Source organism: Streptomyces sp. NPDC059142 (assembly GCF_042755665.1).
Lineage (GTDB): Bacteria > Actinomycetota > Actinomycetes > Streptomycetales > Streptomycetaceae > Streptomyces.
The window spans coordinates 1-16588 of the sequence record NZ_JBHZDA010000063.1; the positions used below are offsets into that span (position 1 = coordinate 1).

Here is a 16588-nt window from a genome sequence, read left to right on the forward strand (position 1 = left end):
AACGCAGACGGTCTCCGGTACCATCCCCTATGGGGCCCCCGCCAAACCAACGGCCCCCGCCATTCGGCGGGGGCCTTTCTGCTGCCTGGGCTCGTGGCCTCTAGCCGGCGTGCGGCTCGGGGACGCGCATTGCGAGAATGGCCATGTCGTCCGAGGCCGGCTCGGCGGCGAAGCGTTCCACCGCGCGCAGGACGCGTGCGGCGACCGCGCCCGCCGTGAGGCCCGTACACGTCGTGAGGACGTCGGTGAGGCCGTCGTCGCCCAGCATCCGCGTTCCCTCCCTGCGCTCCGTGACGCCGTCGGTGACGCAGAGGAGGACGTCCCCGGGATCCAGGGTGACCATCTGCTCGTACAGCTCCAGGTCCTCCATGACGCCGAGCAGCGGTTGCGGTTCCGCCGCCGGTTCGACCGTGCCGTCCTGGCGCAGCCGGAGCGGCAGGGGATGGCCTGCGCAGACCACCTTGAGGATCGCGCTGCCGTCCTCCTGCGGCCACAACTCGCCGTAGAGAAGCGTCAGGAAGCGGCTCCGGGCGCCCTCGTCGAGGATCGCCGCGTTCAGCCGCTCCAGCACCGCGGGGCCGCCGAATCCCTCGCGGGCCAGCAGACGCAAGGCGTGACGGGCCAGGCCGGTCACGGCCGCCGCCTCGGGGCCCGTACCGCAGACGTCGCCGATGGCGAAGCCGTAGGCACCGTCCCGGATGGGGAACAGGTCGTAGAAGTCGCCCCCGACCTCGTTGCCCTCGCCCGCCGCACGGTAGATGACCTCCACCTCGACGCCGGGAACCTGCGGGAGGCCCGGCGGCAGCAGGCTGCGCTGAAGGGCCTGGCTGATCGCCGTACGCTCCGAGTAGAGGCGGGCGTTGTCGAGCGCCAGGGCCGCCCGGCGGGAGAGGTCCTCCGCGAGCTCCAGGATCTCCTGGCGGAAGTGGTCGTCCGAGGGCTTGCCCAGCGTCAGCATGCCGATGACGCGGTTACGGGCCACGAGAGGCAGTACGACGGTCTCGCCGCCCACGGCCGCCGCCGTCGCCAGCGTCGTACCGATGCCCAGGGAGAGCGGCGGGCTGTTTCTGCCCATGTCGCGCATGGACGTACGCAGCGCCGCCTGGTGGGCGGCTTCAGCGGGCGCGGTCCAGATGCGGGCGCCCGGGGTGGGCACCGGGTCCGGTGGGGCGATCTTCGAGAGGAGGGCCTTGAGACCGTCGATACGGTCCTCGTCCTCGTGGAGCACGTACGAAAGGTACGGGTCGGACGCCTGGTCGGCGATCGTGTAGACGGCGCACCAGGTGGCGAGCGTGGGAACGGTCATCTGGGCCATCAGCGCCAGCGTCTGGTCCCGGTCCAGGGTGCCCGCCAGCAGGTCCGACGCCTCGACGAGGAAGGAGAGCGAACCGCGCCGCAGCCGCTCCAGCTCGCCCAGGCGGGCCGATTCGACGGCCAGCGCGATCCGGTCGGCTGCGAACTGGAGACGCAGGGCCTCTTCGTTGGTGTAGCGCCCCGAGCCCTCCGCGGCGACGCCCAGCGAGCCGGTGAGCCGCCCCTCGACCTTGAGCGGGACGGTCACGACGGAGCGCATCCCCGTACCGTTGAGGAGCGGGACGGCGCCCGGGACCGCGGCGAGGTCCTCGTGGACGGCCGGCATCCGCGCCGAGCCGAAGCGCCCCGCGCCGGCCTCCACCGGGACGCGGGCGAAGCGCTGGCGGGCGGAGGGAAGGCCGGTGGAGGCCCGTACCTCCAGCTCCGTCTCGTCGTCCGTGGCGAGCAGCAGGAAGGCCGAGTCGCCGTCCAGCATGTCGCGGGCGCGCTCCACCGTCCGCTGGAGGAGCCCGTCGAGATCGTCGGGCGCGGGGGAGCCGATGAACACCTCGAAGGGGTCCACGATGCGGCTCTCGGCGCCCACCTCGGCCGACGGGGTGCGCAGCGGCGTCTGGATCACGGCGCGTTCGTGGTCGCGTACGAGGAGGCAGACCGTGGAGGGCTCCCCGTGGGTGTCGCGGACCCGGAGGTGGGAGGCGTAGACGGGGACGACGCGGCCGTCCGCGGCCCGGATGCCGTAACTGCCCTCCCAGCGCGAGAGCTGGAGCGCTTCGACGACGCCGGTGCCGATGCCCGGTGTGTGCGGCCAGGCGGCGATGTCCGTGAGCGGCTTTCCGACGACCTGTTCGTCCGCGTAGCCGAAGAGATGCTCGGCGTCCTCGTTCCAGTTGGTGACGGCGCCCGTGCGGTCGATCTGGACGACGGCGACCCGTACGCGTTCGTCGGCGACGGGGAGCAGGTCGGTGGGCAGTACGGGGCCCGCCGAGCGGGTGCCCACCGGGCGTTGCGGCAGTTCGAGCTGGAACCACACCTGTTTGAAGGTGGGTGAGTACTCGACGCCCCAGCGTGACGCGAGGGCGGCGCAGAGGAGCAGTCCCCTGCCGTTCTCCTGGTCCGCGTTGGCGAAGGAGCGCGAGCTGCCCTGGATGGGGACCTCGCGCTCGGGATAGCGGTCGGCGACCTCGACGCGGACGCCCTGCTCCGTACGGAGGCAGAGGACGTCGGCGGACGTGCCGGCGTGGATGACGGCGTTGGTGACCAGCTCGCTGGTGAGAACGACCGCGTCGTCCACGACATCCGAGTAACCCCACCCCTGGAGCGTGTCGCGGACAAAGGCACGGGCGGTCGCGACGGACCGCCCTACCGGATCGAAGGTGGCAGCCGCACGCGCGGTGATCACAGCACTCCCCATTGGTGTTTCGTCTCTCCCCAGAGTCCTGTGCCCGTTTCTTGTCGCTTCGATTCGCTTGCCAGGCTAGACGGTCGTCCTGTGCCACGTGTGACGGAGTCCCGACTCGGTGAAGCTGCTATGGTCCGGCGGCCACGTGTGACCCGTCGGTACGGAGGGGGTGGCGGAGGCTGTCCGGTGGGGTTCGTGGCCGTGAGGCCTGGAGCGACCTTGAGGGCGGCTGTGCGGCAAGGGCTGTCGCGCCCTTGTAGGCTTCAACGATTTGACGGTCGCGCTGTAACGCCCCAAGGGTTGTTCGCGGCGGTGAGCCGCAGTGAAACACTGGGCAGGCTTTCTGGGACAGCTCGGGCAGTACGGTCAACCCCTGCGGGAGGGACACGGTGGAGTCTGGCATGGCGGCGCGTGGCGCGAGCACGCGCGCGAAAGGCGGACGGGCCCGCGGTAACGGGACCATCGAGGTGGACGCGGCGGAGCTGAACAGACTGCTGACGGCCTTGGTGTCGATGCGGGACGGCAACTTCCGTAAACGCCTGACGGTCTCCGGGGACGATGTGATGGCGGAGATCGCCGCCGTCTTCAACGAGGTCGCCGACCGCAACATCCATCTGACCGGGGAGCTGGCCCGCGTACGCCGCATGGTCGGGCGTGAGGGGAAACTCACGGAGCGGTTGGAGACCGGCGCCTGTGAGGGCTCCTGGGCCGCCGCGATCGACGCGTCGAACGCGCTGGTGGACGATCTGGCCCGGCCGGTCTCCGAGGTGGGCCGGGTGCTCTCCGCGGTCGCCGAGGGCGACCTGGAGCAGCGGATGGATCTGCGCTCCCACTCCGTGGAGGGCGCGGAGCGTCCGCTGCGCGGTGAGTTCCTGAAGGTGGCCCGTACCGTCAACAACCTGGTCGACCAGCTCTCCGCGTTCACCGACGAGGTGACGCGGGTAGCGCTGGAGGTCGGGACCGAGGGCAAGCTCGGCGGTCAGGCCAAGGTGCGCGGCATGTCGGGTTCCTGGAAGGACCTGACGGACTCGGTCAACACGATGGCGTACCGGCTGACCGCCCAGGTACGGGACATCGCGCTGGTCACCACGGCGGTGGCCAAGGGTGATCTGTCGCGCAAGGTGACGGTCCACGTGGCCGGCGAGATGCTTCAGCTCAAGAACACCGTCAACACGATGGTGGACCAGCTCTCCTCGTTCTCCTCCGAGGTCACCCGGGTGGCCCGGGAGGTCGGTACGGAGGGGGAGCTGGGCGGTCAGGCGACCGTGCCCGGGGTGGCCGGGGTGTGGAAGGACCTCACCGATTCGGTGAACACGATGGCCGGGAACCTGACCAACCAGGTGCGGGGCATCGCCGAGGTCACCACCGCCGTCGCCAGCGGGGACCTGTCCCAGAAGGTCACGGTGAGCGCGCGCGGCGAGGTGGCCCAGCTCGCCGAGACGATCAACCAGATGACCGAGACGCTCCGTACGTTCGCGGACGAGGTGACCCGGGTGGCGAGCGAGGTCGGCGCCGAGGGTCTGCTGGGCGGGCAGGCGCAGGTGCCGGGCGCGGCGGGTACGTGGAAGGACCTGACGGACTCCGTCAACACGGTCTTCCGCAACCTGACCACCCAGGTGAGGGACATCGCGCAGGTGACGACGGCGGTCGCGAACGGCGATCTGTCCCAGAAGGTCACCGTGGATGTCGCGGGCGAGATGCTGGAGTTGAAGAACACCGTCAACACGATGGTGGGGCAGCTGAAGTCGTTCGGCTCCGAGGTGACGCGCGTCGCGCGGGAGGTCGGCGTCGAGGGCCGGCTCGGCGGCCAGGCCGAGGTGCCGGGCGCGGCGGGTACGTGGAAGGACCTCACGGACTCCGTCAACACGGCGTTCCGTAACCTCACCGGCCAGGTGAGGGACATCGCACAGGTGACGACGGCGGTCGCCAACGGGGACCTGACGCAGAAGGTCACGGTCAACGTGGCCGGCGAGATGCTGGAGCTGAAGAACACCGTCAACACGATGGTGGCGCAGCTCTCCTCGTTCGCCGACCAGGTCACGGTCATGGCGCGCGACGTGGGTACGGAGGGGCGGCTCGGCGGCCAGGCGCGGGTGGACGGCGTCAGCGGTACGTGGAAGGAGCTGACCGACTCCGTCAACTCGATGGCCGGGAATCTGACCGATCAGGTGAGGCAGATCGCCCAGGTGACCACGGCGGTGGCGCGGGGCGACCTGTCGCAGAAGATCGATGTGGACGCCCGGGGCGAGATCCTGGAGCTGAAGAACACGATCAACACGATGGTCGACCAGCTCTCCGCCTTCGCCGACCAGGTGACCAGGGTCGCGCGTGAGGTGGGTACGGACGGCCGGCTGGGCGGTCAGGCGCAGGTGCCCGGTGTGGCCGGGGTCTGGCGGGATCTGACGGACTCCGTGAACGGCATGGCGGGGAACCTGACGGCGCAGGTCCGTAACATCGCGGGCGTCGCCACGGCGGTGGCGCGCGGTGACCTGTCGCAGAAGATCGACGTGGACGCGCGCGGCGAGATCCTGGAGCTGAAGAACACCCTCAACACGATGGTGGACCAGCTCTCCAACTTCGCCGAGCAGGTCACACGGGTCGCCCGCGAGGTGGGCACGGAGGGGATCCTGGGCGGTCAGGCCGAGGTCCAGGGGGTGTCCGGTACGTGGAAGGACCTCACCCAGTCCGTCAACTTCATGGCGAACAACCTCACTTCCCAGGTGCGCAACATCGCCGAGGTGACGACGGCGGTCGCCAAGGGCGATCTGTCGAAGAAGATCACGGTCGACGCGCGGGGCGAGATCCTCGATCTGGTGACGACGGTCAACACGATGGTCGACCAGCTCCTGAACTTCGCGGACGAGGTGACGCGTGTCGCCCGTGAGGTGGGTACGGAGGGCATCCTCGGTGGTCAGGCCCGGGTCCGTGGGGTCACCGGGATCTGGAAGGACCTCAGCGACAACGTCAACACCATGGCCAACAACCTGACCAGTCAGGTGCGGAACATCTCGCGGGTCTCGTCGGCGGTCGCCAACGGCGATCTGACCAAGAAGGTGACGGTGGAGGCGCGCGGCGAGGTCGCGGAGCTGGCCGACACCGTCAACACGATGGTGACGACGCTGTCATCCTTCGCCGACGAGGTCACGCGAGTGGCGCGCGAGGTGGGTACCGAGGGCGAACTGGGCGGTCAGGCCCGGGTTCCCGGCGTCTCGGGCACCTGGAAGGACCTCACCGAGTCGGTGAACTCGATGGCGTCGAACCTGACGGGCCAGGTGCGCCAGATCGCCACGGTCACCACCGCCATCGCGAAGGGCGATCTCACCAAGAAGATCGACATCGACGCGCGCGGTGAGATCCAGGAGCTGAAGAACACCATCAACACCATGGTCGACCAGCTCTCGTCCTTCGCGCAGGAGGTGACCCGGGTCGCCCGTGAGGTGGGTACGGACGGTCAGCTCGGCGGTCAGGCACGGGTACGGGACGTCGACGGCACCTGGCGCGACCTGACGGAGTCGGTCAACGAGATGGCCGGCAATCTGACCCGCCAGGTGCGGGCGATCGCCGCCGTCGCCACCGCGGTGACGCGCGGAGATCTGAACCTCAAGATCGATGTGGACGCGGCGGGCGAGATCCAGGTCCTCCAGGACAACATCAATACGATGATCGCCAATCTGCGGGACACCACCCTCGCCAACGAGGAGCAGGACTGGCTGAAGGGCAACCTGGCCCGGATCTCCGGGCTGATGCAGGGCCGCCGCGATCTCGACGACGTGGCGTCGCTCATCATGAGCGAGCTGACCCCGGTCGTCTCGGCGCAGCACGGCGCGTTCTTCCTGGCGATGCAGACGGGAACGGTGCCGCAGCTCGGCACGGACGTGGGGCGTGACGGTTCGTACGAGCTGTGCATGCGCGGCAGTTACGGCTACTCGGCGGGTTCGATGCCCACCGCGTTCCGCCCCGGCGAGACCCTGATCGGGACGGCGGCGGAGGAGAAGCGGACCATCCAGGTCAATGTGCCGCCGGGTTATCTGAAGATCTCTTCCGGGCTGGGTGAGGCGTCCCCGGCGCATGTGATCGTGCTGCCGGTGCTCTTCGAGGGGAAGGTGCTCGGGGTGATCGAGCTGGCGTCGTTCCAGCCGTTCACGCAGATCCAGCGCGACTTCCTCAACCAGATCGCCGAGATGATCGCGACGAGCGTCAACACGATCAGCGTGAACTCGAAGACCGAGGTGCTGCTGAAGCAGTCGCAGGAGCTGACCGAGCAGCTCAGGGAGCGCTCGGCGGAGCTGGAGAACCGGCAGAAGGCCCTTCAGGAGTCCAACGCGGAGCTGGAGGACAAGGCGGAGCTGCTGGCGCAGCAGAACCGCGACATCGAGGTGAAGAACACCGAGATCGAGGAGGCACGGCAGGTGCTGGAGGAGCGGGCCGAGCAGCTCGCGGTCTCCATGCGCTACAAGTCGGAGTTCCTGGCGAACATGTCGCACGAGCTGCGTACGCCGCTGAACTCGCTGCTGATCCTCGCCAAGCTGCTGGCGGACAACGCGGAGTCGAACCTCTCGCCGAAGCAGGTGGAGTTCGCCGAGACGATCCACGGGGCGGGCTCCGACCTGCTCCAGCTCATCAACGACATCCTGGACCTGTCGAAGGTCGAGGCGGGCAAGATGGACGTGAGTCCGACCCGTATCGCGCTGGTGCAGCTCGTCGACTACGTGGAGGCGACGTTCCGGCCGCTGACCGCGGAGAAGGGGCTCGACTTCTCCGTACGGGTGTCGCCGGAGCTGCCGGCGACGCTGCACACCGACGAGCAGCGGCTGTTGCAGGTGCTGCGCAACCTGCTGTCCAACGCGGTGAAGTTCACCGACGGCGGGGCCGTGGAGCTGGTGATCAGGCCGGCGGGCTCCGACGTTCCGGACGCCATCAGGGAGCAGTTGCTGGAGGCGGGTTCGCTACGTGACGTGGACGGCGATCTGATCGCCTTCTCGGTGACGGACACGGGGATCGGGATCGCGTCGAGCAAGATGCGGGTGATCTTCGAGGCGTTCAAGCAGGCGGACGGTACGACGAGCAGGAAGTACGGCGGTACGGGGCTCGGGCTCTCCATCAGCCGGGAGATCGCGCGGCTGCTGGGCGGTGAGATCCACGCGGCGAGCGAGCCGGGCCGTGGCTCCACCTTCACGCTGTACCTGCCGCTCCACCCGAGCGAGCTGCCTCCCCAGGGCTATCCGCAGCTCACCCCGGCGGGGATGCAGCAACTGCCGCCGCTGGCGAACGACGGTTCGGGGGAGTCGCCGGCGCGGGCGCGGCTGGAGGCGTCGACCCCGGCCGAGCTGCCCGGTCCCGCGGCGCTCTTCCGGCGCCGCAGGAAGAACGCGGAGGCGGCGGAGGGCGGTTCGGCGCGGCCCGGAGGGGCCGCGGGCACGGTGGGCGGGCCCTCAGAAGCTTCTGGAGGGGTGCCTGGGGGACCCGGCGGGCCGGCCCGGTCCGGTGGGGCTCCCTCGGGGCAGCGGGAGTTCTGGGGGGCGAGTGCGGCTCCCACGGGGCGTCAGGAGCCCTCGGAGGCCGCCGCGGAGAGCCGTACGTTCTCCTTCTCCGGCGAGAAGGTGCTCATCGTCGACGACGACATCCGCAATGTCTTCGCCCTGACGAGCGTGCTGGAGCAGCACGGCTTGTCGGTGCTGTACGCGGAGAACGGCCGGGAAGGCATCGAGGTGCTGGAGCAGCACGACGATGTGACGGTCGTTCTGATGGACATCATGATGCCGGAGATGGATGGGTACGCGACGACGACGGCGATCCGCAGGATGCCGCAGTTCGCCGGTCTGCCCATCATCGCGCTCACCGCGAAGGCCATGAAGGGCGACCGGGAGAAGGCCATCGACTCCGGAGCTTCCGACTATGTCACCAAGCCGGTCGATCCCGATCACTTGCTGTCCGTGATGGAGCAGTGGATGCGCGGGGAGTGAGCGAGAGGCGAGCGAATCGGTACGTCGCGCCGACCGGCTGTGTTCGGGGGCGTGTGAGCCGCTGGTATTCGGGGAACCTTCTGGTCTCCCGCCGCGTTTCCGCTTCGGGCGCAGTGACATCACGGTGACAGGGTGTGGCGACAGGCGGGGTGCGGCTACCATGACCGGCACAAGGACGGACGGCGTAAGGGAGTCGTCCCCTCGGACGGCCCCCGGTGCATCTCCGGGGCCGGTGGACAGGGGACGCCCCATGCCGGGGCGAGGAGGGCGGGCGGCCATGGTGCAGAAGGCCAAGATCCTCCTGGTCGATGACCGGCCGGAGAATCTGCTGGCGTTGGAGGCCATTCTCTCCGCGCTCGATCAGACGCTGGTGCGGGCATCGTCAGGGGAGGAAGCGCTCAAAGCGCTGTTGACGGACGACTTCGCGGTCATTCTGCTGGATGTCCAGATGCCGGGGATGGACGGTTTCGAGACCGCCGCCCACATCAAGCGGCGTGAGCGGACGCGGGACATCCCCATCATCTTTCTCACGGCCATCAACCATGGCCCGCACCACACCTTCCGCGGTTACGCGGCGGGCGCGGTGGACTACATCTCGAAGCCGTTCGACCCCTGGGTGCTCCGCGCCAAGGTCTCCGTCTTCGTCGAGCTGTACATGAAGAACTGCCAGCTCAAGGAGCAGGCGGAACTGCTCAGACTCCAGCTCGCCGGGGCGGGCGAGGCGCGGGAGCCCGCCGGGCTGCTGGCCGAACTCTCCGCACGGCTCGCGGCAGTTGAGGAGCAGGCGGAAGCCCTCTCGAAGCAGCTCGACGACGATGCCGCCGACGCCTCGGCCGTGGCGACCGCCGCGCACCTGGAGCGCAAACTCACCGGACTCCGGCGGGCGCTCGACGCCCTGGAGCCGGGCACGGGGAGCGGCTCCGCCTCCCTCCCCTCGCAGAACTGACGCCCCGACCGCCGAAGCCGGTCCATTTTCCTGTGGAGTTGCGGGCGACACGAACGGGTGAAGGGGAAGGCACACGTGTCCCCGGCCGTTCACACCGGTAACCTCACCACCATGGCCTCACGTACGTCCGGCAATGGTTCCCAGGGTTCGGCGGGCGCCGCGAAGCCGCGGGCCGGCCGTACGACCGGTCCCGCGAAAGCGGCACCCGCCAAGAAGACGGCGGCGAAGAAGACCGCCCCCGCGAAGAAGGCACCGGCCAGGAAGGCCCCCGCCAAGAAGGCGGCGGCCAGGCCGGCGCCCAAGCCCGCCCCGAACCCCACCGGGGGCGTGCTCTGGGTCGTCCGCACGGTCTGGCTCGGCGCCGCGCACGGCGTCGGCGCGATGCTCCGCGGCATAGGACGCGGCGCGAAGGGACTCGACCCCGCCCACCGCAAGGACGGCGTGGCGCTGCTCCTGCTCGGCCTGGCGCTGGTCGTCGCGGCGGGCACCTGGTCCAGCCTCCACGGCCCCGTCGGCGACCTGGTCGAGATGCTGATCACCGGCGCCTTCGGCCGGCTCGATCTCCTCGTACCGATACTGCTCGGCGCCATCGCCGTACGGCTGATCCTCTATCCCGAGAAGCCCGAGGCCAACGGCCGGATCGTGATCGGGCTCTCGGCCCTCGTCCTCGGGGTGCTCGGACTCGTCCACATCGCCTGCGGTTCCCCCGCGCGCAGCGACGGCACGGAGGCGATGCACGACGCGGGCGGTCTGATCGGCTGGGCCTCCGCCACCCCGCTGATCTTCACCACCGGCGAGGTCCTGGCCGTCCCGCTGCTCCTGCTGGTCACCGTCTTCGGGCTGCTGGTGGTCACCGCCACCCCCGTCAACGCGATCCCGCGGCGGCTGCGGCTGCTCGGGATCAAGCTGGGCATCGTCGAACCGGACGACGAGGGGGAGCCCTTCGACCGCGCGTACGAGGGCCACCCCGGCGACGACGAGCGGTACGACGAACAGTGGCGCGAGGCGCTGCCCTCCGGCCGGCGGCGCTCCACCGGGCGCCGGGGCCCGGCCGGGGAGTACGACCCCGACCAGGCCGAGGCGGAGGCGCTCTCCAAGCGGCGCAGGCCGCGCAGGCCCTCCGTACAGCCCGCGGCGGACCGGCGGATGGACGCCGTGGACGTGGCCGCCGCCGCGGCCGCCGCGCTGGACGGCGCGGTGCTCAACGGGATGCCGCCCTCGCCGATCGTCGCGGACCTCACCCAGGGCGTCTCCGTGGACCGCAAGCGCCGCCCGGGGGAGCGTACGGACGAACCCTCGGCACGCCCCGGGGAGCGGGCGGACGCCGCGGAGGAGAGCCCCGTATCCGTACCGCCGGCGCGCGAGGCCGGGAGGCGCACGCCCGGTGTGGCGGCCGTCGCCGACCTGACCAAGCCCGCGCCCGAGCTGGACAGGCCGCTCCCGCCGCGCGCCGAGCAGCTTCAGCTCCGCGGCGACATCACGTACTCGCTGCCCTCGCTGGACCTGCTGGAGCGCGGCGGCCCCGGCAAGACGCGCAGTGCCGCCAACGACGCCGTCGTGGCCTCGCTCACCACCGTCTTCCAGGAGTTCAAGGTCGACGCGGCCGTCACCGGTTTCACCCGGGGCCCGACGGTCACCCGGTACGAGGTCGAGCTGGGCCCGGCCGTCAAGGTCGAGCGGATCACCGCGCTCACGAAGAACATCGCGTACGCCGTGGCCAGCCCCGACGTGCGGATCATCTCGCCGATCCCCGGCAAGTCCGCCGTCGGCATCGAGATCCCGAACACCGACCGCGAGATGGTCAACCTCGGCGACGTCCTGCGCCTCGCGGCCGCTGCCGAGGACGACCACCCGATGCTCGTCGCGCTCGGCAAGGACGTCGAGGGCGGCTACGAGATGGCCAACCTGGCGAAGATGCCGCACCTCCTCGTCGCGGGCGCCACCGGCTCGGGCAAATCGTCCTGCATCAACTGCCTGATCACCTCGGTGATGGTGCGGGCGACCCCGGAGGACGTCCGGATGGTCCTCGTCGACCCCAAGCGGGTCGAGCTGACCGCGTACGAGGGCATCCCGCACCTGATCACCCCGATCATCACCAACCCCAAGCGGGCCGCCGAGGCGCTCCAGTGGGTCGTGCGCGAGATGGACCTGCGCTACGACGACCTCGCCGCCTTCGGCTTCCGGCACATCGACGACTTCAACAAGGCGGTGCGCGAGGGAAACGTCAAGGCGCCCGAGGGCAGCGAGCGCGAGCTGTCGCCGTACCCGTATCTGCTGGTCATCGTGGACGAGCTGGCCGACCTGATGATGGTCGCGCCGCGCGACGTCGAGGACGCCATCGTCCGGATCACCCAGCTCGCCCGCGCCGCCGGCATCCACCTCGTGCTCGCCACCCAGCGGCCCTCGGTCGATGTCGTCACCGGGCTGATCAAGGCGAACGTGCCCTCGCGGCTCGCGTTCGCGACCTCCTCGCTGGCGGACAGCCGGGTCATCCTCGACCAGCCGGGCGCCGAGAAGCTGATCGGCAAGGGCGACGGGCTCTTCCTCCCGATGGGGGCGAACAAGCCGACCCGTATGCAGGGCGCCTTCGTCACCGAGGAGGAGATCCAGGCCGTCGTCCGCCACTGCAAGGACCAGATGGCCCCCGTCTTCCGGGACGACGTCGTGGTCGGGACGCAGAAGAAGAAGGACATCGACGAGGACATCGGCGACGATCTCGACCTGCTGTGCCAGGCGGTCGAACTGGTCGTCTCCACCCAGTTCGGCTCGACCTCGATGCTCCAGCGCAAGCTGCGCGTCGGCTTCGCCAAGGCCGGCCGGCTGATGGACCTGATGGAGTCGCGGAACATCGTCGGTCCCAGCGAGGGCTCCAAGGCCCGCGACGTCCTGGTCAAGGCGGACGAACTGGACGGGGTCCTCGCGATCATCCGCGGCGAGTCGGCTCCGTAGACCCGCGCGGGGTCCCGTTCCGTCCCTTCCCGTTCCGTCCCTTCCTGTACGACGAGCTGACCGGTTGCTCCGGACGCGCCGGGGCTCACCCGGACGCGCCGGGATTTCAATCTGATTTCGAGGGAAGCCGAAGGGCAACCGTTTCCCTTGCGCGTACGTCAAGTTGGAGAGGGGAAAGGCATGATGTTCCTCTCGCACGCCATCCGGCCCTTCCGATGGCGTACAAAGTGCATCCGCCCGGTTGCCCCACCCTTTCGTACCACCCCTAGACTGAGTGTCCAGCAGGTGGCTACACGCTCGAAAGGCGCCCCCGTGTCCATCGGCAACTCTTCCGACGGCAAGTCCCCCGACGCCCACGCCCCCGAGGACCGCGCCCCCGATCCCGGTGCTCCCGACGCCAACTCCCCTGAGGAACAACGGCCTTCGATCGGCCGGACGCTCCAGCAGGCCCGTATCGCCGCGCACCGCACGGTCGAGGAGCTGAGCGGCTCCACCCGGGTGCGCGTGCCCATCGTGCACGCGATCGAGGAGGACGACTTCTCGCGCTGCGGCGGTGACGTGTACGCCCGCGGTCACATCCGTATGCTCGCGCGCGCGGTCGGGCTCGACCCCGAACCCCTCGTCGAACAGTTCGACGCCGAGCGCGGCGGACGCCCCGCGCCGACGCCCGCGGCGCCGATGTTCGAGGCGGAGCGGATCCGTCCGGAGCGCCGCCGCCCCAACTGGACCGCCGCCATGGTCGCCGCGATCGTCGCGGTGATCGGATTCGTCGGCTTCACGGCGCTCGACAGCACCGACAAGGACGCGAAGAGCGAAGAGGTCGCCGAGGGCCCCACGTCCGGCACCAAGCCCGCCCCCAGCAAGAAGCCCAACCCCAAGCCGGAGTCCTCCGAGAGCGCCATCGCCGCCGCGCCCCGCGACAAGGTGACGGTGAAGCTGTCGGCCATAGACGACAAGAGCTGGATCTCCGCCAAGGCGCACAACGGCAAACTCCTTTTCGACGGAATCCTTCTCAAGGGTGATTCCAAGACCTTCCAGGACGACGAGCAGATCGATCTGATCCTCGGCAACGCCGGTGCCATCGAGCTGTTCGTGAACGGTAAGAAGGTCGCGGACGAGTTCGAGCCGGGCCAGGTCGAGCGGCTCTCGTACACGCAGGGTGACCCCGAGGTCGGCTGACCAACCCTGCACGGTAAGGGCGGGGCCGGGACAAAGTAGTCTTGAGCCCATGCCCGAACGCCGTACCGTCGCCCTTGTCACTCTTGGCTGCGCCCGTAACGAGGTGGACTCGGAGGAGCTCGCAGGCCGCTTGGCAGCGGATGGCTGGGAGCTCGTCCAGGACGCCTCAGGGGCGGATGTCGCCGTCGTCAACACCTGTGGATTCGTCGAGGCCGCCAAGAAGGACTCCGTCGACGCCCTGCTGGAAGCCAATGATCTGAAGGATCAAGGCAGAACCCAGGCCGTCGTCGCCGTCGGCTGCATGGCCGAGCGGTATGGCAAGGAACTCGCCGAGGCCCTGCCCGAGGCGGACGGAGTCCTCGGCTTCGACGACTACGCCGACATCTCCGACCGGCTCCAGACCATCCTCAACGGCGGCATCCACGCCTCCCACACCCCCCGCGACCGCCGCAAGCTGCTGCCCCTCAGTCCTGTCGAGCGCCAGGGCGCCGACGTCGCGCTCCCCGGCCACGCACAGGGCCAGGACGAGATCGCGCCGGCCCCCGAGGACCTGCCCGAGGGGATCGCGCCGGCCTCCGGGCCGCGGGCGCCCCTGCGCAGGCGCCTCGACACCAGCCCCGTCGCCTCCGTCAAGCTCGCCTCCGGCTGCGACCGCCGCTGCTCCTTCTGCGCCATCCCGTCGTTCCGCGGCTCCTTCATCTCGCGCCGCCCCTCCGACGTGCTCGGCGAGACGCGCTGGCTGGCCGAGCAGGGCGTCAAGGAGGTCATGCTGGTCTCCGAGAACAACACCTCGTACGGCAAGGACCTCGGCGACATCCGGCTGCTGGAGACCCTGCTGCCGGAGCTGGCGGCCGTCGACGGCATCGAGCGGGTACGGGTCAGCTACCTCCAGCCCGCCGAGATGCGCCCCGGACTGATCGACGTCCTCACCTCGACGCCCAAGGTCGCCCCCTACTTCGACCTGTCCTTCCAGCACTCCGCCCCCGGCGTGCTGCGCGCCATGCGGCGCTTCGGGGACACCGACCGCTTCCTGGAGCTGCTGGAGACCATCCGTGGCAAGGCGCCGCAGGCCGGGGTGCGCTCCAACTTCATCGTGGGCTTCCCCGGTGAGAGCGAGGCGGACTTCGCGGAGCTGGAACGCTTCCTCACCGGCGCCCGCCTCGACGCCATCGGAGTCTTCGGCTACTCGGACGAGGACGGCACCGAGGCCGCCGGCTACGCCGACAAGCTGGACGCGGACGTCGTCGCCGAGCGGCTGGCCCACCTCTCCCGGCTGGCCGAGGAGCTGACCGCCCAGCGGGCCGAGGAGCGGCTCGGCGAGAGCCTCCAGGTCCTCGTCGAAACGGTCGACGCCTCGGGCGACGCGGACGAGCCGGCCGTGGGCCGCGCGGCCCACCAGGCCCCCGAGACGGACGGCCAGGTGATCTTCACCTCGCGCGAGGGGCTGCGCCCCGGCCGTATGGTCGAGGCGAAGGTGGTCGGGACCGAAGGCGTGGACCTGGTCGCCGAGTGCTACGAGCTTCCGGGGGACGACCCCCGGATCCCGGGTGAGGAGGCGGCCAGATGACCGGAGTCCCGGCGTCCGCGGCGGGCGGTACCGGCGCGAAGCCGGCGCCCGGCGCCAAGCTGGCGGCGGTGGTGGTCAATCAGGCCAGTCTGTGGAACATCGCCAACATCCTCACCATGGTGCGGCTGGTCCTCGTGCCCTGCTTCGTGTACCTGCTGCTCCAGGACGGCGGTTACGACCCCGTCTGGCGTGCCTGGGCGTGGGCGGCCTTCGCCGTCGCGATGATCACGGACATCTTCGACGGCCACCTGGCCCGTAGGTACAACCTGGTCACCGACTTCGGCAAGATCGCCGATCCGATAGCGGACAAGGCGATCATGGGCGCGGCGCTGCTCTGCCTCTCCGCGCTCGGGGATCTGCCCTGGTGGGTGACGGGCGTCATCCTCTTCCGCGAGCTGGGGATCACGCTGATGCGGTTCTGGGTGATCAGACACGGGGTGATCCCGGCCAGCCGCGGCGGCAAGCTGAAGACCCTGACGCAGGGGGTCGCCGTGGGGATGTACGTCCTCGCGCTGACCGGGCCGCTGGCCACGTTGCGGTTCTGGGTGATGGCGGCGGCGGTCGTCCTGACGGTGCTCACGGGGCTCGACTACGTGCGTCAGGCGGTCGTCCTGCGACGTCAGGGGCTGGCCGCGGAGCGCGCCGAGGAGGAGTCCGCTCGGTGAGCGGGACGGCGACCGGGGCGGGGGCCCGTGCCGCGCGGGTGCTGGAGCTGCTGGCCGGCCGGGGCGGCACGCTGGCGGTCGCGGAGTCCCTGACCGGCGGCCTGGTGGCCGCGGAGCTGACCGGGGTCCCCGGCGCCTCCCGGGCCTTCCGCGGGGCCGTGACGGCCTACGCGACGGATCTCAAGCGGGACGTCCTGGGCGTGGACGGGGCCCTCCTCGACGAGCGGGGCGCCGTGGACCCCGAGGTCGCGCGGCAGATGGCGGCCGGGGTACGGCGGGCGCTGGGCGCCGACTGGGGCGTCGCGACCACGGGGGTCGCGGGCCCCGATCCGCAGGACGGACAGCCGGTCGGCACGGTGTACGTGGCGGTCGCGGGACCGGAAGGCGCGGGGAAAGTGGCCGCGCTGCGGTTGAACGGCGACCGGGCGGACATCCGTAAAGAGAGTGTACGGAGCGTACTGGGACTGCTCCTCGGCGAACTCTCCGGGAACGGGCGGACACAGGATACGGAAGAGAACGGGGGGATTTGATGTTTACAGCCCTGAGTGAACACGACATCGCTCCCCGCACGGCCGCCGCGCAAGGCGGTACGGTGGGGCGTGAAGG

General features: G+C 70.1%; 8 protein-coding genes. 7 read left to right on the forward strand and 1 reads right to left on the reverse strand.

Annotated features, from left to right (window positions below; translation table 11 throughout):
- Positions 1–100: 100 nt before the first annotated feature.
- Positions 101–2725 carry a SpoIIE family protein phosphatase gene (locus ACFXPK_RS21940; protein WP_385077845.1) on the reverse strand — a complete coding sequence of 875 codons (2625 nt, stop codon included), beginning with the start codon at positions 2723–2725 and terminating at the stop codon, positions 101–103.
- Positions 2726–3114: 389 nt separating this feature from the next.
- Between ACFXPK_RS21940 and ACFXPK_RS21945 the strand changes: the two genes are divergently transcribed.
- The 7 genes from ACFXPK_RS21945 to ACFXPK_RS21975 all read left to right on the forward strand — a co-directional run bounded on the left by ACFXPK_RS21945 (position 3115) and on the right by ACFXPK_RS21975 (position 16512).
- Positions 3115–8676 (forward strand): HAMP domain-containing protein, encoded by a 5562-nt coding sequence (locus tag ACFXPK_RS21945; protein WP_385003517.1) that lies wholly within the window; start codon positions 3115–3117, stop codon positions 8674–8676.
- 277 nt (positions 8677–8953) lie between these two features.
- Positions 8954–9622 carry a response regulator gene (locus tag ACFXPK_RS21950; protein WP_329822575.1) on the forward strand — a complete coding sequence of 223 codons (669 nt, stop codon included), beginning with the start codon at positions 8954–8956 and terminating at the stop codon, positions 9620–9622.
- A gap of 111 nt (positions 9623–9733) precedes the next feature.
- Positions 9734–12571 carry a DNA translocase FtsK gene (locus ACFXPK_RS21955; RefSeq protein WP_385077849.1) on the forward strand — a complete coding sequence of 946 codons (2838 nt, stop codon included), beginning with the start codon at positions 9734–9736 and terminating at the stop codon, positions 12569–12571.
- 426 nt (positions 12572–12997) lie between these two features.
- The gene (locus ACFXPK_RS21960; RefSeq protein WP_385003523.1) at positions 12998–13750 is read left to right on the forward strand and encodes a helix-turn-helix domain-containing protein; all 753 of its coding nucleotides are present in this window, start codon (positions 12998–13000) and stop codon (positions 13748–13750) included.
- Between the two features lie 49 nt (positions 13751–13799).
- On the forward strand, positions 13800–15317 hold the full coding sequence (gene rimO / locus ACFXPK_RS21965; protein ID WP_385077851.1) for a 30S ribosomal protein S12 methylthiotransferase RimO: 1518 nt from the start codon (positions 13800–13802) through the stop codon (positions 15315–15317).
- Positions 15314–15982, forward strand: coding sequence for a CDP-diacylglycerol--glycerol-3-phosphate 3-phosphatidyltransferase (gene pgsA, locus ACFXPK_RS21970; RefSeq protein WP_384995350.1), 669 nt, complete (start codon positions 15314–15316; stop codon positions 15980–15982). Before rimO ends, pgsA begins: the two co-directional genes overlap by 4 nt.
- A complete protein-coding gene (locus tag ACFXPK_RS21975; protein ID WP_384995353.1) occupies positions 15979–16512 on the forward strand; it encodes a CinA family protein in 534 nt (177 codons plus the stop codon). Before pgsA ends, ACFXPK_RS21975 begins: the two co-directional genes overlap by 4 nt.
- The last annotated feature ends 76 nt before the right edge of the window (positions 16513–16588 follow it).

Excerpts from the sequence above, each read along its gene's own strand:
- rimO (WP_385077851.1), top strand. The coding sequence starts at position 13,800 with ATGCCCGAACGCCGTACCGTCGCCCTTGTCACTCTTGGCTGCGCCCGT.
- ACFXPK_RS21955 (WP_385077849.1), top strand. The coding sequence starts at position 9,734 with ATGGCCTCACGTACGTCCGGCAATGGTTCCCAGGGTTCGGCGGGCGCC.
- ACFXPK_RS21945 (WP_385003517.1), top strand. The coding sequence starts at position 3,115 with ATGGCGGCGCGTGGCGCGAGCACGCGCGCGAAAGGCGGACGGGCCCGC.
- ACFXPK_RS21950 (WP_329822575.1), top strand. The coding sequence starts at position 8,954 with ATGGTGCAGAAGGCCAAGATCCTCCTGGTCGATGACCGGCCGGAGAAT.
- ACFXPK_RS21940 (WP_385077845.1), bottom strand. The coding sequence starts at position 2,725 with ATGGGGAGTGCTGTGATCACCGCGCGTGCGGCTGCCACCTTCGATCCG.
- pgsA (WP_384995350.1), top strand. The coding sequence starts at position 15,314 with ATGACCGGAGTCCCGGCGTCCGCGGCGGGCGGTACCGGCGCGAAGCCG.